13 protein-coding genes and 1 pseudogene are annotated in these 21,375 nt (G+C 52.3%); 6 read left to right on the forward strand and 8 right to left on the reverse strand.

What is annotated here, in order from left to right:
- Positions 1–196: 196 nt before the first annotated feature.
- From fecA to K7R23_RS09370, 6 genes and pseudogenes are all read left to right on the forward strand, one after another.
- Complete coding sequence (gene fecA / locus K7R23_RS09345; protein WP_012907495.1) at positions 197–2,512, forward strand: TonB-dependent Fe(3+) dicitrate receptor FecA; 2,316 nt, start codon at positions 197–199, stop codon at positions 2,510–2,512.
- Positions 2,513–3,190: 678 nt separating this feature from the next.
- Positions 3,191–5,896, forward strand: coding sequence for a cation-transporting P-type ATPase (locus tag K7R23_RS09350; protein ID WP_012907493.1), 2,706 nt, complete (start codon positions 3,191–3,193; stop codon positions 5,894–5,896).
- 134 nt (positions 5,897–6,030) lie between these two features.
- Positions 6,031–6,708 (forward strand): IS66-like element accessory protein TnpA, encoded by a 678-nt coding sequence (gene tnpA / locus K7R23_RS09355; protein WP_012904569.1) that lies wholly within the window; start codon positions 6,031–6,033, stop codon positions 6,706–6,708.
- On the forward strand, positions 6,708–7,055 hold the full coding sequence (tnpB, locus tag K7R23_RS09360; protein ID WP_012904570.1) for an IS66 family insertion sequence element accessory protein TnpB: 348 nt from the start codon (positions 6,708–6,710) through the stop codon (positions 7,053–7,055). The genes tnpA and tnpB overlap by 1 nt, the downstream gene beginning before the upstream one ends.
- A 19-nt stretch (positions 7,056–7,074) precedes the next feature.
- The gene (locus tag K7R23_RS09365) at positions 7,075–8,646 is read left to right on the forward strand and encodes an IS66-like element ISCro1 family transposase (RefSeq protein ID WP_012904571.1); all 1,572 of its coding nucleotides are present in this window, start codon (positions 7,075–7,077) and stop codon (positions 8,644–8,646) included.
- Between the two features lie 31 nt (positions 8,647–8,677).
- Positions 8,678–8,758, forward strand: a pseudogene (locus K7R23_RS09370) (IS200/IS605 family transposase); the annotation flags it as partial.
- Between the two features lie 161 nt (positions 8,759–8,919).
- Here K7R23_RS09370 and K7R23_RS09375 read toward each other — a convergent pair.
- The 8 genes from K7R23_RS09375 to K7R23_RS09410 form a co-directional block, all read right to left on the reverse strand.
- Positions 8,920–9,519 carry a hypothetical protein gene (locus tag K7R23_RS09375; protein ID WP_148222102.1) on the reverse strand — a complete coding sequence of 200 codons (600 nt, stop codon included), beginning with the start codon at positions 9,517–9,519 and terminating at the stop codon, positions 8,920–8,922.
- Positions 9,503–10,345, reverse strand: a complete 843-nt coding sequence (locus K7R23_RS09380) for a hypothetical protein (RefSeq protein WP_024132912.1) — start codon at positions 10,343–10,345, stop codon at positions 9,503–9,505. The genes K7R23_RS09375 and K7R23_RS09380 overlap by 17 nt, the downstream gene beginning before the upstream one ends.
- Positions 10,338–11,426, reverse strand: coding sequence for a hypothetical protein (locus K7R23_RS09385; protein WP_012907490.1), 1,089 nt, complete (start codon positions 11,424–11,426; stop codon positions 10,338–10,340). The genes K7R23_RS09380 and K7R23_RS09385 overlap by 8 nt, the downstream gene beginning before the upstream one ends.
- A gap of 112 nt (positions 11,427–11,538) precedes the next feature.
- The gene (locus tag K7R23_RS09390; RefSeq protein WP_012907489.1) at positions 11,539–14,781 is read right to left on the reverse strand and encodes a type I restriction endonuclease subunit R; all 3,243 of its coding nucleotides are present in this window, start codon (positions 14,779–14,781) and stop codon (positions 11,539–11,541) included.
- Entirely contained in the window at positions 14,778–16,118 is a 1,341-nt protein-coding gene (locus K7R23_RS09395; RefSeq protein WP_012907488.1) for a restriction endonuclease subunit S, read from the reverse strand. The genes K7R23_RS09390 and K7R23_RS09395 overlap by 4 nt, the downstream gene beginning before the upstream one ends.
- Entirely contained in the window at positions 16,118–18,478 is a 2,361-nt protein-coding gene (locus K7R23_RS09400) for a type I restriction-modification system subunit M (protein WP_012907487.1), read from the reverse strand. Before K7R23_RS09400 ends, K7R23_RS09395 begins: the two co-directional genes overlap by 1 nt.
- Positions 18,479–18,701: 223 nt before the next feature.
- Positions 18,702–19,226, reverse strand: a complete 525-nt coding sequence (locus tag K7R23_RS09405) for a toxin-antitoxin system YwqK family antitoxin (protein ID WP_012907486.1) — start codon at positions 19,224–19,226, stop codon at positions 18,702–18,704.
- 7 nt (positions 19,227–19,233) lie between these two features.
- Positions 19,234–21,198 carry a type VI secretion system Vgr family protein gene (locus K7R23_RS09410; protein ID WP_012907485.1) on the reverse strand — a complete coding sequence of 655 codons (1,965 nt, stop codon included), beginning with the start codon at positions 21,196–21,198 and terminating at the stop codon, positions 19,234–19,236.
- Positions 21,199–21,375: the final 177 nt, after the last annotated feature.

Consider the following 21,375-nt stretch of genomic DNA (forward strand, 5'->3'; position numbering starts at 1 on the left):
CCGACAGCGATGCCGTTCTCAGGGCGATAGCCAAAACGCTGCCCGTTAAAATTCAGTTTGTTACCCGCTACTGGGCCACTCTCCTGCCTGCCGACTGAACAATAATGAAAAAAAATCGCAATCTTATTGTCCCTCTTCGCCCGCTCGTTCGACCTGATAAGTGAATAAAAAAGTAATGATGATGGGATAACACATAATGACCGTTCATAACACAGTACCGCTGGCTAAAGCGATGCGTTCCGGCCTGCTGCCGCTCATTGGGCTACTTTCACTGCCAGCCTTCGCCGCCCGGTTTGACATTGCCGCCGGGGATTTAGATAAAGCGCTAAATCAGTACGCCGCCGAAAGCGGCATCATGTTATCCGTTGACGCCTCGCTCACCCGGGGAAAGCGCAGTCACGGGCTGCACGGCGATTTCGCGCATGAGGAGGGTCTGTATACCCTGCTCCAGGGCAGCGGCCTGCAGGTTAAATCGTTGGACAATAACGCCTGGACGCTGGAACCCGCGGCGGCGGGCGCGGAAGATTCCCTTACCGTGGTCGGCGACTGGCTGGGCGAAGCGAGAGAAAACGACGTGTTCGAACACGCGGGAGCGCGAGATGTCATCCGCCATGACGAAGCGAACAAAACCGGCGCAACCACCGTGCGTGAAGCGCTGAACCGCATCCCCGGCGTCAATGCCCCGGAAAATAACGGCACCGGCAGCCACGATCTGGCGCTGAACTTTGGGATTCGCGGCCTGAACCCGCGTCTGGCAAGTCGCTCGACGGTATTAATGGACGGTATCCCGCTGCCCTTTGCCCCCTACGGCCAGCCGCAGTTGTCCCTGGCCCCCGTATCGCCGGGCAATATGGACGCGATTGACGTGGTACGCGGCGGCGGCGCGGTGCGTTACGGGCCGCAGAGCGTCGGCGGCGTCGTAAACTTTGTCACCCACGCCATTCCGCAGGATTTTGGCATTAAAGCCAGCATGGAAGGGCTGCAAAGCCCTCAGTCATCGCAGAACAACCCGAAAGAGACGCACAGCCTGCTGGTGGGCGGTACGGCGGAAAATGGCTTTGGCGCGGCGCTACTCTATTCCGGCACGCGCGGCAGCGACTGGCGCGAACACAGCGATACCCGCATTGATGACGTGCTGCTGAAAAGCAAATACGCGCCGAACGAGGCGCATACCTTTAACAGCCTGTTGCAATATTACGATGGCGAAGCAGAGATGCCCGGCGGTCTGTCCCGCGCCGACTACGACGCCGATCGCTGGCAGTCCACGCGCCCTTATGACCGTTTCTGGGGCCGCCGCCAGCTTGCCAGCCTGGGCTATCAGTATCAGCCAGACAGCCAGCACAAGTTCACGGTTCAGGGCTTTTACACCCGCACCCTGCGCAGCGGCTTTTTACAACAAGGGAAGCGCATTACCCTCTCCCCGCGCGACTACTGGGTGCGCGGCATTGAACCGCGCTACAGCCAGAGCTTTATGCTCGGCGCTTCGGCGCACGAAGTTGGCGCTGGCTACCGCTATGTCAGTGAATCGACGCATGAAATGCGTTACTACGCGCCCACCGCAGGCAAACAGTTGCCCTCCACCTCCAGTCCGTACGATCGCAACACGCGCTCCGGCACCGGGGCGCACGCCTGGTATCTTGATGACAAAATCGATATCGGTAACTGGACCATCACCCCAGGGATGCGTTTCGAACATATTCGTTCTTACCAGGACAACAACATCAAAGGCACGCGCGAAGAGGTGAGCTATAACGCCCCGTTTCCGGCATTTAACGTCCTGTATCACCTGACAGACAGCTGGAATCTGTATGCCAACACCGAAGGCTCGTTCGGGACCGTACAGTACAGTCAAATTGGCAAGGCTGTGCGAAGCGGCAATGTGGAGCCGGAAAAAGCGCGAACCTGGGAAGTCGGCACCCGCTTCGACAACGGCACGCTGAGCGCCGAAATGGGGCTATTCCTGATTAACTTTAATAATCAGTACAACTCCAGTCAGATCAACGACACGGTGACCGCGCGCGGGAAAACCCGTCATAGCGGACTGGAAACGCAGGTGCGTTATCAGCTCGGCGAAATAACGCCCATACTGGAGAGTGTCTCCGTCTACGCCAACTACGCCTACGTAAACGCCGTCATCCGCGAAAAAGGCGACACCTATGGCAACCAGGTGCCCTTCTCGCCGAAGCATAAAGGCAGCCTGGGCGTGGATTACCGGCCTGGCAACTGGAGCTTCAACCTGAGCAGCGATTTCCAGTCCAGTCAGTTTGCGGATAACGCTAACACCAACAAAGAGAGCGCCGACGGCAGTACCGGACGTATTCCGGGCTACATGCTGTGGGGCGCGCGGGTGGCCTATGACTTTGGCCCGCAGGCCGCCAACCTGAACCTTGCCTTCGGGGTGAAGAACCTTTTCGACCAGGAGTATTACACCCGCGCCTATGACGATAACAACAAAGGGATCTATGCCGGGCAGCCGCGCACGCTGTACCTGCAGGGGTCATTGACGTTCTGATGGTACGCTGTCGGATGGCGGCGCAAGCGCTTTATCCAGGGAACTGAGTACTGGCTGAATAAACGCGGCGCCATCCGGCACCTGCCGCCACCGTGCGGCGCATTGTCATTCAGGGCAAAACGCTGCGGCGATCCTGACGTGTCGCAAAAAGCGGAGTCTGGGTTATGCATGCTGGCAGTTTACGACAAAGAGTGAACAGTTTTTTTAACCTGCTACTGCCACGTTAATATTTTGCGCGTCAGTCGTCAGCAGTCTGTTCATTTGCCGCCGATCCTTAAGTTAAATATTTACGTGATATCAGTATTTACCTAATGTCATTATTATTCAGGTTTTAAAAGTTATGTAAGGAAGACTATTTTATTATTTCTTACGCAATATATTTTACGAACATATAGGTAGAAATACCGCTAATCATCGCAATAATGACCGCGAAAATTATCAATAAAATCAATCTCCTTGCGCTATATATTCCAAACATACACTCTCCTTTCCAAAATTTACATTGTCTTTTGACTCGCTGAACTGGCTGGAGAAAAAAGAGGCTTAACGCCAAGATAAAATACTCTTTAGGGAAACGCCATTGATTAATATCAAAAACCCGAACGCATTATTTAAATAGCATACCTGAGTTATCTAAAATTATAATTTTATATCGAGAGGGATTTTACTTTGACCAGAATGCCGAACAGCAATCGTCTCCATTCTGCGCCATGCGCTGGAAAAAAACCGTACCAGCTTTCTGTGGATGAGGTCTTAAAACAGCAACAGAGCCAGCCAGGAGGGTTAACGCCAAACGAAGCCAGCGCGCGTCTTGCCAGAGATGGCGCCAACGCCCTGCCGGAGAAAGCCGGTAAACCCGCCTGGCTGCGTTTTCTCGCCCATTTCCATGACGTCCTGATTTACGTTCTGATTGCCGCCGCAGCGCTGACCGCCGTTATGGGTCACTGGGTCGATACCGCAGTCATCCTCGGCGTAGCGGTGATTAACGCGCTGATTGGCCACACACAGGAAAACAACGCGGAAAAATCGCTGAAAAGTATCCGCAATATGCTTTCCAGCTCGGCGGTGGTGATCCGTAACGGCCAGCATGAAACAGTGCCGACGACCGGTCTGGTGGTCGGCGATATCGTGGTGCTGCGCGCGGGGGACCGTATCCCTGCCGATCTGCGGGTGATGGAAGCGCATAATCTGCGGGTGGAAGAAGCGATTCTGACCGGCGAATCAACCGTCGTCGATAAGACAGCGGATACCCTGGAAGGGGAGCTGCCGCTTGGCGATCGCAAAAACCTGCTGTTTTCCGGCACCACCATCAGCGCTGGCGCCGGGCTTGGCGTGGTGATCGCCACCGGCGAAGCGACGGAGCTGGGGCATATTAACCAGATGATGAGCACCATCGAAAAACACCGGACGCCGCTGCTGGTGCAGATGGATAAGCTTGGCAAAGCGATATTCTCGCTGATTCTCGCCATGATGGTCGGCCTGTTCATCTTCAGTCTGCTGCTGCGCGATATGCCGATGGGCGAGCTACTGCTTTCCCTGATTAGCCTTGCCGTCGCCGCCGTACCGGAAGGTCTGCCAGCCATTATCTCAATTATCCTGTCGCTGGGCGTCCAGACGATGGCCCGCAAACGCGCCATTATCCGCAAGCTGCCAACGGTGGAAACGCTGGGCGCCATGTCGGTGATTTGCTCCGATAAAACCGGCACGCTGACGATGAACGAGATGACGGTAAAAGCCATCATCACCGCGGAGAAAAACTATCGCGTTGAGGGCAACAGCTATGAGCCAACGGGCGAGATCCACGCGGAGGAAGAAGACGCACCGGCGGTCATTCGTCCCGGTAGCGTACTGGAATCCTTTCTGCGCACCATCGATCTGTGTAACGACAGCCAGCTCGTCCAGGACGAGCAGGGGCACTGGGGCATCACCGGCGGGCCAACCGAAGGGGCGCTGAAGGTGCTGGCCGCGAAGTCTGACCTGCCCGCCGTCGGGGCGGAGCTGCGCAGCAAAATCCCCTTCGACTCGCAGTATAAATATATGGCGACCCATCACCGCATCGGCCAGCAGGAACACGTGCTGGTGACCGGCGCGCCGGATGTGTTGTTCAAACTGTGCCAGCTCCAGCAAACCGCCAGCGGCGCTGAAGCCTTTACCCAGACGCACTGGGAAGCGGAAATCGCCCGCTATGCGAAAGAGGGCTTACGCATGGTGGCTGCCGCCTGGAAACCCGCTCAAGGCGACGCGCTGACGCACGACAGCCTGCGCGATGGCCTGATTTTCCTCGGCATTGCCGGCATGATGGATCCGCCCCGCCCGGAAGCGATTGATGCGATCGCCGCCTGCCAGCAGGCCGGGATCCGCGTCAAAATGATCACCGGCGATCATCCGCAAACGGCAATGAGCATTGGCAGTATGCTCGGCATTCATCATTGCGCCCACGCGGTGACGGGCTATGAGCTGGAGCAGATGAACGACGACGAACTCGCCGAAGCCGCAGTGACCTACGATATTTTCGCCCGCACCAGCCCGGAGCATAAGCTGCGTCTGGTCAAAGCGCTGCAAAATAAAGGCGAGATCGTCGGTATGACCGGCGATGGCGTGAACGATGCGCCTGCGCTGAAGCAGGCTGACGTCGGCATCGCGATGGGGATTAAAGGGACCGAAGTTACTAAAGAAGCCGCGGATATGGTGCTGACGGACGACAATTTCGCCACCATCGCCAGCGCGGTGCAGGAAGGCCGCCGGGTCTACGACAACCTGAAGAAAACCATCCTGTTTATCATGCCGACCAACCTGGCGCAGGGGTTGCTGATTATCGTCGCGCTGCTGGCGGGAAATTTGATGCCGCTGACGCCGGTGTTAATTTTGTGGATGAATATGGCAACCTCCGCCACGTTGTCGTTCGGCCTGGCGTTTGAGGCCGGGGAGCGCAACATTATGCGCCGCCCGCCGCGCCAGACCAACGAAAACGTGATGGATGGCTTTGCCGTCTGGCGCGTGGGCTTTGTCGGCACGCTGATCGCCGCCAGCGCCTTTATGCTGGAGGCCTGGCTCCAGCCGCGCGGACATAGTCCGGAGTTCATCCGCACCGTGCTGTTGCAGACGCTGGTCACCGCGCAGTGGGTATATATGCTGAACTGCCGCGTGTCTGATGGCTTCTCGCTGGGGCGCGGGCTGTTGATGAATAAGGGCATCTGGCTGGTCAGCGGCATTCTGCTTTTGCTACAGCTGGCCATCATCTATGTTCCGTTCCTGCAGATGATGTTTGGTACACAGGCGCTGCCGCTGCGCTACTGGGGCATTACGCTGGCGATCGGCGTCGCGCTGTTCCTGATTGTTGAAATTGAGAAACCGCTGACCCGAAAATTCCGTCAGCGGTCGTAACCCTGAGCCATGAAAAAGCCTCCGCTTCGGATAACACCGATCGGTTAAGCAAAATGATCGGTTGAACGATCCAGTGGGTAGGTAAGCGTCTCATTTAAACCGTCTGGTCTGTTTCCTCCGGCTCCACAAAAATAATGTCCATCATTTTTAGTGGACACTATCGTATGGAATACCGGACCTGGATTACTGAAGCTTTACGCCTTCACTTCGAAGAACATTTACCTCGGGTTGTGGCCGGACGTCGCCTGGGTGTACCAAAATCAACAGTTTGTAGTATGTTCGTGCGCTTTCGGAGAGCTGGCCTTTCGTGGCCTTTGCCCGCAGGCATGTCGGAGCAGGAACTTGATGCCTGCCTTTACGGACAATTTTCCACGGTACCAGTCGTACGTCCTGAAAGCACCGTTATATCCGAAACCCCCGTGGTAAAAAAACGTCCCCGGCGGCCCAACTTCCCTTATGAGTTTAAAATCGCCTTAGTGGAGCAGTCACTGCAGCCCGGAGCCTGTGTGGCGCAGATCGCCCGGGAAAACGGAATCAACGATAACCTGCTCTTCAACTGGCGCCATCAATACCGGAAAGGTGGCCTGCTGCCTTCCGGAAAAAATATGCCGGCACTGCTTCCCGTGACGTTAACGCCGGAGCCGGATAATAAAATCCCGGCCCCCGCACAGGAACCAGAGCAGATAAATACACCGTCCGACAGTCTGTGTTGTGAGCTGGTTCTGCCGGCCGGAACTCTCAGGCTTAAAGGTAAACTGACGCCGGCGTTATTACAGACACTTATCCGCGAAATAAAAGGGAGCAGCCACTGATGATATCTCTCCCTGCAGGTTCGCGTATCTGGCTGGTTGCAGGTATCACCGATATGCGAAATGGCTTTAACGGCCTGGCATCAAAAGTTCAGAACGTCCTGAAGGATGACCCGTTCTCCGGACACCTGTTCATCTTCCGCGGACGCCGGGGTGACCAGATAAAAGTGTTGTGGGCTGACAGTGACGGACTGTGCCTCTTCACCAAACGCCTGGAGCGGGGCCGCTTCATCTGGCCAGTCACCCGTGACGGCAAGGTGCACCTTACTCCGGCTCAGTTATCCATGCTTCTTGAAGGTATCAACTGGAAGCACCCGAAACGAACGGAACGCGCTGGAATCCGCATATAACCCGTTGTAAAGTGAGGATATGGACACCTCACTTGCTCATGAGAACGCCCGCCTGCGGGCACTGTTGCAGACGCAACAGGACACCATCCGCCAGATGGCCGAATACAACCGCCTGCTCTCACAGCGGGTGGCGGCTTATGCTTCCGAAATCAACCGGCTGAAGGCGCTGGTTGCGAAACTGCAACGTATGCAGTTCGGTAAAAGCTCAGAAAAACTTCGCGCAAAAACCGAACGGCAGATACAGGATGCACAGGAGAGAATCAGCGCACTTCAGGAAGAAATGGCTGAAACGCTGGGTGAGCAATATGACCCGGCACTGCCATCCGCCCTGCGCCAGTCTTCAGCCCGTAAACCGTTACCGGCCTCACTTCCCCGTGAAACCCGGGTTATCCGGCCGGAAGAGGAATGCTGTCCTGCCTGTGGTGGTGAACTCAGTTCTCTGGGATGTGATGTGTCAGAGCAACTGGAGCTTATCAGCAGCGCCTTTAAGGTTATCGAAACACAACGTCCGAAACTGGCCTGTTGCCGGTGCGACCATATCGTGCAGGCACCAGTACCTTCAAAACCCATTGCACGCAGTTATGCCGGAGCGGGGCTTCTGGCCCATGTTGTCACCGGGAAATATGCAGACCATCTGCCGTTATACCGCCAGTCAGAAATATACCGTCGTCAGGGAGTGGAGCTGAGCCGTGCCACACTGGGGCGCTGGACAGGTGCTGTTGCTGAACTGCTGGAGCCGCTGTATGACGTCCTGCGCCAGTATGTGCTGATGCCCGGTAAAGTCCATGCTGATGATATCCCCGTCCCGGTCCAGGAGCCGGGCAGCGGTAAAACCCGGACAGCCCGGCTGTGGGTCTACGTCCGTGATGACCGTAACGCCGGTTCACAGATGCCCCCGGCGGTCTGGTTCGCGTACAGCCCGGACCGGAAAGGCATACATCCACAGAATCACCTGTCCGGTTACAGCGGAGTGCTTCAGGCCGATGCTTACGGTGGCTACCGGGCGTTATACGAATCCGGCAGAATAACGGAAGCCGCGTGTATGGCCCATGCCCGGAGAAAAATCCACGATGTGCATGCAAGAGCGCCAACCGATATCACCACGGAAGCCCTGCAGCGTATCGGTGAACTGTATGCCATCGAAGCAGAAGTCCGGGGATGTTCAGCAGAACAGCGTCTGGCGGCAAGAAAAGCCAGAGCTGCGTCACTGATGCAGTCACTGTATGACTGGATACAGACTCAGATGAAAACACTGTCGCGTCACTCGGATACGGCAAAAGCGTTCGCATACCTGCTGAAACAGTGGGATAGCCTGAACGTGTACTGCAGTAATGGCTGGGTGGAAATCGACAACAACATCGCAGAGAACGCCTTAAGGGGAGTGGCCGTAGGCCGGAAAAACTGGCTGTTCGCGGGTTCTGACAGCGGTGGCGAACATGCGGCGGTGTTGTACTCGCTGATCGGCACATGCCGTCTGAACAATGTGGAGCCAGAAAAATGGCTGCGTTACGTCATTGAGCATATCCAGGACTGGCCGGCAAATCGGGTACGCGATCTGTTGCCCTGGAAAGTTGATCTGAGCTCTCAGTAAATATCAATACGGTTCTGGCGAGCCGCTTACAAAGCACCAGCTTGAAGAGGATAAAATGGGAGAGCAGTTATCGATCCCATATCCGGGTAGCCCGTTTACGGGCCGTAAGTGACTAATCTTGATGCAAATGTCAGATCGTATGCGCCTGTTAGGGCGCGGCTGGTAAGAGAGCCTTACAGGCGCATCAGAAAAACCTCCGGCTATGCCGGAGGATATTTATTGTTTGCGTCGAATCACAACGATAAAAGGCCGTAGGTAGGTTAATCAGCTTTCTCAACCGTTCGAGCAACAATTTTTGCCCCACCTGGCACCACAAATACTGCATGGCTGATAACGAACAAATTCGGTTCTCTGTTGTTCCGTCAAAGTCTTCCTCAGAAACGGATGTTCGTCATTGTAAGCTTTCAAAAGTTCTCCAGGTACAAGCCCCCAGTTTTCTTTATCAGGCGTCACATTAGCTCTGATCATCAAGCCATGAGGAAGTTTTTTTTCGCCTTTTAACTTAAGCCGTTTTTTTTTTGATTCCGGCTGAACCGTCATCGTTGCAAGACCGAATTCAAGATCATAAAACTCGGTCGAACGCGGGATCTGCATATCCCCACCAACACCAGAAACATGAACAATCAGATTTTCATCGATGCTAATTTCCAGCTCAATCCTCTCTTCCAGAGGGGGAAAATCCGGGTTAATCGGGATAACCAATTCACCATAGTTGGTACGCGGATCTGCGGCAGCTGTTTTACCTACCATTTGTGGTCGTTTAAACGAAGCAAGTGCATTCCCATCTCGAGGGTCGGTGCAATACATGGATTGTGGATAGCTAATCGAATTTCCACGGGTCGGCAGCAATGTCCCCTCAGGAATTCTTCTCATTGATTAAGCCATCGCCGCGCTCTACGATGCGTTTTTCGAATGCCTGAATACCTATTTTTACATCACATTTGCCTGTTTCTACCGCCCACAAATAACAGATAGTCAGCAAATTTTCGCATTGTTGGCGAAGATGCTCCGGAGTTAAAGAGCGAAGCGAAGAAGAGGATGTGTCTGAGCCCTCTTTCTGCTTAAGCTGCTCCTTAATCGACCTAATTCTTGCTTCATAGCGTTCACTAAAGCTACGGGTCAAGTGCGCCAGAATCCCCGGATTACTCAAACTCAGAGATTCAGCCGCCGACAGAAAGAGATTTGAGTACCCCAGGTGTTTACCCACCCAATGCGCACTTAATGCCTTTACGGCAAAATCGAGTACTACCTTGCTAACCTCATGATTCCCTTGAGTGAGAATCACTATTTGCGACAGTTTGTTGAACTCAGGATCTGACATCCCGACAGATGCAACCAGCTTCTCAAGTACCTCGTTAGGTATTCTCCCCGGCTGCTGTATGCGCTTTAAATCAGACTGCAATGCCTGAGTTAGCGCACTTGCACGCACCTTGCCGTCCTTATTCGTCACAGGAATAAACAGCTGGCTTAAGATATTCTCTAGTGTTTTTATTTTTTCAGCATCATTCGCTTTGCTACTGCTCACAACTACTTCTGACGACGCTTTGTCTGAAAAACGTTCTGCCTTGTCGAACTCGGCCTGGGTTTCGGCAATCACTGATTCAGTTTCAGTGGTAGCTGGATTAACTTGAGGTTCCGCATGATCCCTGTTTCGTTTCAAGGATAAGGTCCCCATCTTTTTTTCTTTATTTTCAGACATCTGAAGCCTCTGATTCTGGGACTGTAACGTTAAAAACTTCACTATATTTCAATTTTGTACCGTAGTTACGCTGAGCTTTAAGATTACCTTCCTCTGACGCCTTGAGATAACGAAGGTAATTCAGTTTTTGGCGATCCTGATTAACCAGTTTCGAGGTGTTAATTTGATCGATAGCCAGCTCAAGGCTTTCCAGTGTATAGCGCGGAAAATGGGCAACATAATCATTCAGAATACGGCTGGTAATATGGTCTGTCGGTAATTTTAAAATGGCATTCTGGTCGCCAGCATTGGTCGAAATAGTATCCCCCCGGAAGAGCATCAACGCGTCATCCAAACGAGAAATAGACGTTCGGCTACGGAAATCTGAAAAATCATTAAATGAGAATTTAATGAGTTGAGATAGTGAATACGATAACGCCGTGGGATACTGCACAAGCAACTGATGTGATCGATTAAAACACTTTGCAAAGTCTTCAGTGGTTAATCGTTCAGCGCGCTGATCCTTCGCCATCACGCCATGTAAATAACGAACAAGCCCATCTCTGTACCAGATGACTTCATCGCAGCCCTCCGTTTCACTTATGAAGTGAGATATCGTATCGCCATCAAAATCATCCCGGCCAAACAGGCGCAAGAAACTCTGATCGACCTGTTCAAGCTGAGTCAGGGAGGCCACCAGCAAATCAATCTTAATGCGCTTAGGGCGTATCCCCCGGCGCGATAACTTGATATCAAAAAAGCCTTTCTTCGCTGAACTGAGTTGCTTCAATAACTCGTCCGGGTGATCGAGAACATTACCGTTCAGTTCAATTTCATCAACACAACTCAATACAATGTCTTCCGGACCCACCGCTCGAGTAAGCTTGAAGTTATCTCCCATGACCTCTCGTCCATCGATGGTAAGCATAGGATTTGCAACAGGATGAAGGCGTTCATGTTGGCTACGCTCTGCCATAGAAGAAAATTCCATCGGGCATTCACGACATTTAAATTTGGTCGTAGACCCTTTTTCTTGCGCTGAAAAACCTCGTTCAAGAAAGAGGTCAATGGCCGTCTCCTGAATCCAGCCTACGGTAGGCATAGCTTGCTCCTGTAAATGAACGCAAATAACTCAAGAAGTAAGAAGGAATAAAGCAGGCACATCATCCGTTCTCGGTGATTTCCTGGCCTATTGCTCCCAATCAGTGAAACAATTAAGCTCCTTTCAACATATCAAACACCACGCGGGCAAAGCCCTTCGCCAGCTCAGGGTTAGACAGGTATTGCACCATCATCTCCTGCTGGGCGTCGTTGCTGTCCATGACGGCATCATCAATGGCTTTCGGGAAATCGCCCAGCATCGCCTGCTCGCGCGTATTGTTGGCAATCTGGGTCATCACCGCTTGGTTTTCTGACAGCTTGTCGCGCACTGCGAAGGCATAATTGATCATGTCTTTATCGGTCAGATTGTCGGTGACGAACAGCTCGTTAAGACGCGCCAGGATATTCGACAGAAATTCTTCTTTCTTATCCTTCGGCTTCGCCGTACCGATATCATTACCCGGTTTGATTTTGTACTCCGCCGCATCTTCCTGCAGCTTCAGGTGCTGCTCGTGAAGCTTCGATAAGCGATAATGGCTCATTTCCACGTTGCTTAAATCAATCTCATCTTCTTCGATACGTTGTTCATGCAGTAGCGGGCGCAGGTGACGGGCAAACAGGCTCAGCTTTTCCAGATTCTTGTCATCATAATCGATGATTTGCGACATAAACTCGTAAAAACGGACAAAGCTACCGAGATCTTTCTTGAAGATATCCAGCTTACTTTTTTCTTTTTCACAGTCCTTAAAGGTATTCTCCGCATTGGTGATCAGCACAATATCGCCGGTCTTTTTGGTGCGTTCAAACATCTCTTTAGCCAGCACATACGCATCAATCGCTGAGGTATAACGATGCTTCCAGCGCTCTACCGCAGGTTTGCAGATATTGCTAATCGCCGCATTGGATTTGTTTTTGCTGAAAAACGCTTCGCAGAACTGTTCCACTTCGCTCCACAGGAAAATACCGCTGGCCCGCAGCTTTTCATACAGCTCAAAAACAAGCTGCGGATCGCTGACGTCCATCAACTCCGCCGTCTGGTAATACGGCTGGAAAGCACCCAGAATCTCTTCCGGCTCGTTAACGAAATCAAGTACAAACGTGCCCGACTCAGCTTTACCGGGATAGGTACGGTTCAGGCGCGACAGAGTCTGTACGCACTCAACGCCGCCCAGCTTTTTATCCACGTACATGGCGCACAGCTTGGGCTGGTCAAAACCGGTCTGGAATTTGTTGGCCACCAGCAACACCTGGTAGTCGTCGGTATCAAACGCTTTACGCATATCCCGGCCTTTGAGGCCTGGGTTCATGTTGATCTCGGTAAACTTCTGGTTGAGCAGCGCAAGGCCGCCGTGGTCATTTTCCTGGAACTCCACTTCACCGGAAAATGCCACCATGGCGCTGATTTTGTCGTACTTATGGTCAGCGATATATTTATCAAATGCCAGCTTGTAGCGCACCGCCACTTTCCGGGAGCTGGTCACCACCATGGCTTTTGCCTGCCCGCCCAACAGGTGCATCACATGCTTACGGAAGTGCTCAACAATCACCTTCTGCGACACGTTATGGTCGTGCAGCGAGACCCACTGGTTCAGTTTGATCTTCGCTTTCTTACTGTCCACTTCCCGGTCAGAGTCGTCCAGCTTTTGCAGCAGCTTGTACGCCACCTTGTAGTTGGTGTAGTTCTTCAACACATCAAGAATAAAGCCTTCTTCGATGGCCTGACGCATGGAGTAAACATGGAACGCTTCCGGTTTGTTCGTTTTCGATGCGGGTTCCTGCGGATTAGGACGACGGCCAAACAGCTCCAGGGTTTTGGCTTTCGGCGTGGCGGTAAAGGCGTAATAGTTGAGATTGTTGCTGCCTTTGCGTGCGGCGACGGTGGCGTCCAGAATATCTTCTGAAGACATCTCCACATCGTCGTCCGTTTCTTCGGTCATCAGCACTTCTTTCAGCTGACGCGCCGTAGAGCCGCTCTGCGAGGAGTGCGCTTCATCGGCAATGACCGCGTATTTACGCTGCTTGAGGCTGACGCTGTTTTCAATCGCCTTCAGGACAAACGGGAAGGTCTGAATGGTGACGATGATAATCGGCTGCGAGTTTTCCAGTGCGCTCGCCAGCTTCTCCGATTTAGAACCGTCGCCTTCTTTGTTATTGATACGCCCGACCACGCCATCCTGATGCTCGAACTGATAGATGGTGTCCTGCAACTGATCGTCGAGCACAGTACGGTCCGTCACCACAATCACCGAGTGGAACTGCTTCTCGCCATTTTCATCGTACAGGCGGGAAAGCTGGTGGGCCGTCCAGGCGATAGAGTTCGATTTGCCCGACCCCGCACTGTGCTGAATCAGGTATTTATTGCCGGTCCCTTCCAGCGTTGCAGCGGTGATCAGCTTATTCACCACGTCCCACTGGTGATAGCGTGGGAAAATCAGGCTCTCGCTTTTGTATTTCAGGCCAAGGGCGTTTTCTTTTTCGACGATTTGCAGATGCACGAAGCTGGCAAGAATTTTCAGCAGATTGTCCGGCTGCAGTACCTCATTCCACAGGTAGCTGGTGGCATAGTCGTTGGCATCTTCCGGAATATCGTTCCCCGCGCCGCCGTCATGGGTGCCTTTGTTAAACGGCAGGAAGAAGGTTTTATCGCCCTCGAGTTTGGTCGCCATAAAAACTTCGTACTGGCTGACAGCGAAGTGCACCAGCGCGCCGCGTTTAAAGGTCAGCAGCGGCTCAGGCTTATTGGTGCCTGGGTCCTTTGGCAAACGCGTTTTCTTATATTGCGTGATGGCGTTTTGCACCGTCTGCTTAAATTCAGACTTTAGTTCCAGTGTCGCTACCGGCAGACCATTAACGAACAACACCAGGTCGATACGCCATTTCTTCGCCTTAACGCCTGCTTCTTCAAATGCGGCGTTCGAGGCATGCGGGCTGTAAACCAGCTCCGGCACAATACGGCAGATATTCTGTTTGTAGCGCGCAAGGGTTTCCGGATTAAGGTTATGTTCCGGCTTAAACTGACATAGGGAAAAACGCGCATTATGGCTTTTGATACCATGACGTAGCACGCCGAGCGTGCCGTAAGTGCGCGACAGCATATCGGTAGCGTTGATATCCGCTTTTTTCAGCTGAGCCACCAGCGCATCGAGAAAATGACGCTCGGTATCAGTAGGGTAAATTTTGGCAAACTTCTCCCATTCCTGCGGCTGCGTGGTTTGCACAAAGGTCAACGCATCCTGCGAGTACAGCGCACGTTCGCGATCATAGTCGTCGGTTTTTCCACGAACCCAGCCTCGATCGATCATCTGAGCGATTATCTCATCCTGGAAAATCAGCTCTTTGGTGCTGTCCATGATCATGAGATGGCCTCCTGAATTATCTCAATATCCTGCGTGTCAGGAGCAACCCAATCGCGGACGTCGATTTTGCCGGTGACGGCAGCGGAGATAAGGGCAGTGCGGCGTTCCTGGAGTAAAGAAAGCATATCCTCAACTTTATTTATGCTGCTTTTAATTTTCTCAATTTTGCTAAATGCCCAGTCGATTAAATTACGCTGTTCTTCAACAGGTGGAAACGTAGATTTTAACCCTCTAACATTGTCCATTCCGATAGTTTTTATAGTAGCACCAAAAGTATAACGTTCGAACTCTTTTTCCATCGCATAAAAAACAAGGAGTAAAAATTCTGGAATGATAAATTTTTCATCACAGATCCATGCAATCAAATGTTGCGAAACCGCCATTGATTTTGTTGTTATCGCACTAAGTCCAATGGATGCATCACGTGTGAAAACTACAGCACGTGCTGGTAATAAATGAGCGGAAGAATTAGCCATTCCAAGTTCACTTATTTTATAAAAAGTATCTTCTATGTAGTCTATTTCCTTCAATTGTTTTGAGTCATTTAACGACACCCACGGGATATTACAACTGATCCAGTATTCTGGTTTTGTTCTGCTAGGCGTATGTCCACTTTCTATTTTTGCATAATTTTTAATACGACTTACACGCCAATGCTCCGGCACATCTCCCAACCACTCAACGCCAGAATCTTTCATCGGTACATCAGGGTTTAACCCTTTGGTGACGGCATGGCTAATCACTGCCTGACGCTTTTCTTTCAGCAGTTCAATCAGTTGCTGTTGCTTCTCGATCAGATTATCGATTTTTGCGGTTTCGTGATCGAGGAAATCTGCTACTTGCTTTTGTTCATAGATCGAAGGGATGCCGAAACTAATACTTCTTAATTCATCACCGTTTACATGCGGGATACCCATACCAACTGCATTCTTACGCATTTCTGGCTCTATAGAAATACATAAATACCAGTAATATTGTGAATGCAAAGGATATATTAATGTCGCGGCAGCCATAGTCGAGGATAAAATCCCTGACTTTCCTTTGAGGAACTCCCCTGCATTTGAACCATCCCATATAACTAAAGGTTGTCCTTCCAAAGCAACACGTACATCATTCGATATTAATGCATACTTATCAGTAGTGTTGTTCCTCAAACATTCCATTGAAAGATAAGGAAGTGTATTTTTTAACGGTTGTTCAAGTAAATTCGTTGGGTTTTTACCCTTTGTAAAAAATGCCACATATTTATGTCGTAACATTTTCCAGTGTATAGGGATCTCTCCTAACCACTCCACCCCAGAATCCTTATACTCCGGATACGCTTTATACTTAGCCATCAGGAATGTACCTCCTGCAGCAGCTTCATAATCTCGGCGCTGACAGCATCCAAATCGGCATCAATCTCTTCGAGCGGGCGCGGTGGCTGATAGACGTAGAAATGGCGGTTAAACGGGATCTCGTAACCGACAATCCCCACCTCACCATCTTTCGCGTCTCGCTTATCAGCGTTGATCCACGCGTCATTCACATGCGGCAGCACTTCAGCTTTGAAATAGTTTTCAATCAGGTCACTGGTGGACACTGCCGGGTTTAGCGGCACGTTTTCGTTATCACGCAGCTCGCCGTCCTGCTCAAACTCAACAACCTTGCCTTTGTATTCAAACGCACCGTACAGCGGCTGAGCGGCTTCCTTCAGCACCTTCTTCACCACCGGCTCGGCATCCGGGTTTTTCGTGGTGATAGCATCGATAAACTGCTTGTTCTCTTTAGCGTCCAGCTTCACGCCAGCCGTTTTGATAGCCCCTTTCAGGGTCATCTGGAACTGGTTGAAGTCATTACTCACCAGCGTTTTACCACCCGCCTGCGTACCCAGAGCAGCCTGAATCTGCTGCGCTTTTTCCAGCAAGGCGCGCTGCGCCAGCCACAGTTTGCTGTCGAGCAGGTCTTTAATCTGCTTCTCTTTCAGCTCGGCAAATTCAGCTTTGATGATGGCGCGCGCTTCTGCTTCCAGTTCGGAGAAGTCACCATAGGTTTCCTCCTGCCACTGGGCCGCAAACTCGTCATACAGGCGTTCCATCGGTGCGTTAAACGGTTTCGGCGCAAAGCGCAGAGTCGTAATCGCTTCATCCGTCACCTGAGCGGATAACCGCAGCGGACGCTCAATGGTCAGGCGGCGATAGCCAAAGTCGGTGCTGTTAAAGATTTTGCTGGCAAAGGTTTTAGTCGCTTCGGTTTTGGCGGTGGCTGGCTGACGGCCACGGCTGGATTTTTGCTCGGCGGCTTTTTCAAGACCCAGTTCTTCCAGGGTTGTGGCATCCACCACCTTAAAATCACCGAAAGTCTGGGTGATCAGCTTGATATCGTCTTCGCCCATCAGGTTACGCTTCGAACCCAGCGACTTACGCATCTTGCCGCACAGGTTGGTGCCGTCAATCAGCTGCACTTTACCTTTACGCTCAGGCGCTTTCTTGTTTGAGAGGATCCAGACGTAGGTGGCAATGCCGGTGTTGTAGAACATATCCGTTGGCAGCGCGACGATGCCTTCCAGCAAATCGGCTTCCAGAATGTAGCGACGGATTTCGCTCTCACCGCTGCCCGCACCACCGGTAAACAGTGGGGAACCGTTAAGGATAATCCCGATACGCCCGCCGTTGCTCACGGTGCCATCCACATTGTGGCTGTCGCGCATTTTGCTGATCAGGTGCATCAGGAACAGCAGCGAACCGTCGGAAACACGCGGCAGGCCCGGGCCAAAGCGACCGTTAAAGCCTTTCTGCGTATGTTCGTCGTTAATCTCGCCCTCAATCTTTTTCCAGTCTACGCCAAACGGCGGGTTAGAGAGCATGTAGTCGAACTGGTCCTGCGGTAACTGGTCGTTAGAGAGGGTGTTACCCAGCTTGATTCGGCTGACGTCCTGACCTTTGATCAGCATGTCGGCTTTACAGATAGCGTAGGATTCCGGGTTCAGCTCCTGACCAAAGGCACGCATGACCGCATTAGGATTCAGCTCGTGCACATATTCCATACCGGCAGAGAGGAAGCCGCCTGTTCCGGCCGTCGGGTCATAAATGGTGCGGATAATACCGTCCTGCGTCAGCGCTTCATCATCTTCCATAAACACCAGTGAAGTGGTCAGACGCACGATATCGCGTGGGGTAAAGTGCTCACCGGCGGTCTCATTAGAACTTTCCGCGAAACGACGGATAAGCTCTTCAAACACCAGGCCCATTTCATAGTTGGAAATGGCTTTCGGGCTGAGATCGGTGGTGGCGAATTTCTTCACTACTTTAAACAGCAGATTGGCATCTTCCAGCAGGCCGACGAACTCGCTGAACTTGAAGTGCTCGAAGATTTCACGCGCATCCGGGGAGAACGCCTGTACGTAGCTTTCCAGGTTGGCTTTGATGTCGTTCTGGCCCATCTTGCCCAGATCCATCTTCGAGGTGTTGAAGAAGGAGAGCCCGCTGGCGCGCAGCAGAAACTTCTCTTTGGCATCTTCCGGCAATGGACTGGTTTTTAATTCATCATATTTCGCCACCACCGCGTCTTTGGTCTCTGCCAACACACATTCAAGGCGGCGGAGCAGCGTAAAGGGAAGGATCACGCGCCCGTACTGAGATTGTTTAAAATCACCGCGCAGCAAATCAGCCACCGACCAGATAAACGCAGCCGTTTGAGAAAAGTTAGTGTTAGTCATGAAGCCCTCAGAAGAGATCGCAGCCCTGGAGCAAAATGCTCAGGCAAAAATTCAATTTTGGAATGCAGTGCGCAAAATAATACCTGCTACGAGGACTATCGCAAACGATACAGGACAAAGAAATGAACGTTGGCCTGAATGGGCGCTTTACCCACGTCCTGCACGCCTCAGCTATGTATTAGGCGGAACGCCCGAGCACTGACTGAAAGCGCAGGGTGACGTTTTACAACCGCTCCGTCCATTTGCTCAGCCGCGACTGGAGTTTGCCATCAGCGCCGATGATGCGACCATCCGGTAGCCAGCGTTCGGTCTCTTTTTTAAGCTTTCCTTGTTCATAATATTGCCGTAGCGCCAGCGCGCCGTCCGGATAAAACTGTTCACTACACTGATGTCGCAAACCATGTAGCCATTGTTCGCGCAGATGCAGCGCGCCGGAAGGGTAAAAGCTTCGGCTTTCACCGTGCTGCTCACCGTCATGCCAGTGCTCCTCGCGCACCAGCTTCCCTTCCGGTGAAAAATAGCGCGCAACGCCATGGAGTCTGCCATGTTGATACATCTGCTCCAGCGCCAGCTGCCCGTTAGGATGCCAGTTCTCCATTTTGCCGTGGAGCACGCCCTGCTGATAGCGCAGGATCGTCAGCAACCGTCCCTGTTCCTCAATCCGCATCTCGCCGTTAAGCAGGCCGTCGCTCAGCGCGGCCTGCATACGGGTACGATCCTGCTGTAGTTCCAGCGTTTCGATCATCATGTCTCCGTCAGTTGATCTTCACCATCCCGCCTTTAATCACCAACATACCGCCGCCGTCTACGGTCTGGGTGGCGCTGGCTTTGCTGGTCAGGGTCGCTTTCGCTTCCTGGCTAATGGTGGCGGCTTTCTGAGTCAAAGAGGATTCTGCTTCGCTGGCAATGCTAGTGGCGTTCATTTTCAGGCTGGCCGAAGCTCTGGCGTTAAGATTTGCCCCGCTCTTCACCTCCAAATTTTTACCGCTTTCCAGGGTTAGCGTGCCGTTTACCTTAATGGTCAGATTGCCGTCAACATTGAGGGTATAGTTGCCTTTTACCTTATGCGTTTCGTTACCCTCCACCGCGTGTTCCTGATCGCCCTCCACCGTCACACTGCGCTTGTCCTTCACCTCCAGCGTGTCGCTACCCTTCTCGATTTTTACCGTCCGGTGACCTTTTTTCACGGTGACGGTTTCGTTCCCCTCTTCAACGGTGTGGGTGCGATCGTTTTTGACGCTGTGAATCTCATCGTGGCCGATGGTGGTTTTGCTGTCGTTAAGCACCATAAGATGAAAATCTTTCTGCGCCTGCATAGCCAGTAACTCGGCGTCTTTTTTGTCGTCGAAGCGCAGTTCATTGAAGCCTTTTTCACTTTTCGTTTTAATGCCGGACTGGGTCTGGTTTGCCGGCAGCGCATACGGCAAGGCATTCGCGCCGTTGTAGACGCAGCCTGTTATCAACGGCTTATCCGGGTCGCCGTCGATAAAGCTCACGACGACCTCCTGGCCGATACGCGGGATAAACTGCGCGCCAAATCCGTTGCCGCTCCAGGCGGTAGCTACCCGTAACCAGCAGGAGCTGGTTTCGTTATTATTGCCTTCTCTGTCCCACGGGAACTGCACTTTTACCCGCCCAAGTTTGTCGGTCCAGATCTCTTCGCCGCTTTTGCCAACCACCGTCGCCGTTTGCGTATGCATAAACGGCGCAGGCGTCGCGGACAGCGGACGATACGGCGTGGACTTCGGAATGGCGGTAAAACGGTTATGGTATCGGGAACCATCATATTCATGGTTAACCGCGATAATCAGCCAGTCGATGTTCAGGGATTTGTCGTCATGATCGGTAAGCGTAAACCAGTGCCCGGCCATCAGCGCCGCGCAGTCGCTTTCACCTACCAGCTGTTTCGCCTGCGTCTTCAGCGCATTAACCTTCCACGCCGCCAGCGCATCGCCAGCGTCTTTGGCGCTAAAGCGCCCCGGATGCTGATAGTGCATGCCCCCCTTCTGTTCACCCGCCCAGGAGAACAGCGGCGCTTTCGGCTGCTCGTAATTATAATCGCTGCTCTGGAAGCCCTGAGCGGTAGCCTGTAAACGCAGCTCTGCCGAGCGAATCGCCCCGATTTCCCGCTCACCGCTCTGCGCAGCCTGATATTTTACCTTTTTGTCGCCTGGAATCGGCGGGAAGGCGCTGTTATCGTCAGCCAGCACCAGCGTATGCTTACCTTCCTGATGAGTGAAGAACCAGAAGATCCCCTCCTGCTCCAGCAGACGGGAAACAAAATTAAAGTCGCTTTCATTATATTGCAGACAGTATTCACGCTTCACCGGTGTGGTTTTAAGCTGGAATTTATAATCGGAAAAACCTGCATCTTTAAATATATTTCCGACAATCTCCTGAACGTTCAGGTTCTGAAAAACGCGGTTATTGCTGGAGAGCGTCAGCCACCACAACCACGGACGTAACACAAACTGATAGCGGTCAGCGTTACCGGTCGCCGGAAGCTGGTACGCCCCGGCAATCAGCCCATCGTAGTCGGCATTGTTTATCGTGGCGGTCAGATGGGTTGCCAGCGCGCTGTCTAACGTTAACGGCGCACAGCTGGTTCCTGCGACGGTGGCGGTAGTGAGCGCGTTGAGCTGTGATTCAGTCTGCGCTGAGGAGACAGTCAGGCCGGTCAGCAATGGAGCGCTGAGTCTGATAATGGCGGTATCGGACATTGGAAATTCCTTTCTTGTTCATAAGAGAAAATCTGTAGACTGGTCAATTTTCATAGCAATACCCTTCAGCGAAGAATAAGCGCTCAGTTCACTTAAGTTTTAACTCCTTAAGAGCATGAGCGCCAGCAGCTCGAAATTTTCACTAAGCTTTTCATCTGTAAAGGCATTTTCAATAGC

This window comes from Citrobacter rodentium NBRC 105723 = DSM 16636, assembly GCF_021278985.1.
In the GTDB taxonomy this organism is placed as follows: domain Bacteria; phylum Pseudomonadota; class Gammaproteobacteria; order Enterobacterales; family Enterobacteriaceae; genus Citrobacter_A; species Citrobacter_A rodentium.

What these genes read in the sequence shown, in the direction of transcription:
- K7R23_RS09375 (WP_148222102.1), bottom strand. Translation starts at nt 9,519, where the DNA reads ATGAGAAGAATTCCTGAGGGGACATTGCTGCCGACCCGTGGAAATTCG.
- tnpB (WP_012904570.1), top strand. Translation starts at nt 6,708, where the DNA reads ATGATATCTCTCCCTGCAGGTTCGCGTATCTGGCTGGTTGCAGGTATC.
- K7R23_RS09400 (WP_012907487.1), bottom strand. Translation starts at nt 18,478, where the DNA reads ATGACTAACACTAACTTTTCTCAAACGGCTGCGTTTATCTGGTCGGTG.
- K7R23_RS09405 (WP_012907486.1), bottom strand. Translation starts at nt 19,226, where the DNA reads ATGATGATCGAAACGCTGGAACTACAGCAGGATCGTACCCGTATGCAG.
- K7R23_RS09365 (WP_012904571.1), top strand. Translation starts at nt 7,075, where the DNA reads ATGGACACCTCACTTGCTCATGAGAACGCCCGCCTGCGGGCACTGTTG.
- fecA (WP_012907495.1), top strand. Translation starts at nt 197, where the DNA reads ATGACCGTTCATAACACAGTACCGCTGGCTAAAGCGATGCGTTCCGGC.
- K7R23_RS09390 (WP_012907489.1), bottom strand. Translation starts at nt 14,781, where the DNA reads ATGATCATGGACAGCACCAAAGAGCTGATTTTCCAGGATGAGATAATC.
- K7R23_RS09385 (WP_012907490.1), bottom strand. Translation starts at nt 11,426, where the DNA reads ATGCCTACCGTAGGCTGGATTCAGGAGACGGCCATTGACCTCTTTCTT.
- tnpA (WP_012904569.1), top strand. Translation starts at nt 6,031, where the DNA reads ATGTCCATCATTTTTAGTGGACACTATCGTATGGAATACCGGACCTGG.
- K7R23_RS09395 (WP_012907488.1), bottom strand. Translation starts at nt 16,118, where the DNA reads ATGGCTAAGTATAAAGCGTATCCGGAGTATAAGGATTCTGGGGTGGAG.
- K7R23_RS09380 (WP_024132912.1), bottom strand. Translation starts at nt 10,345, where the DNA reads ATGTCTGAAAATAAAGAAAAAAAGATGGGGACCTTATCCTTGAAACGA.
- K7R23_RS09410 (WP_012907485.1), bottom strand. Translation starts at nt 21,198, where the DNA reads ATGTCCGATACCGCCATTATCAGACTCAGCGCTCCATTGCTGACCGGC.
- K7R23_RS09350 (WP_012907493.1), top strand. Translation starts at nt 3,191, where the DNA reads ATGCCGAACAGCAATCGTCTCCATTCTGCGCCATGCGCTGGAAAAAAA.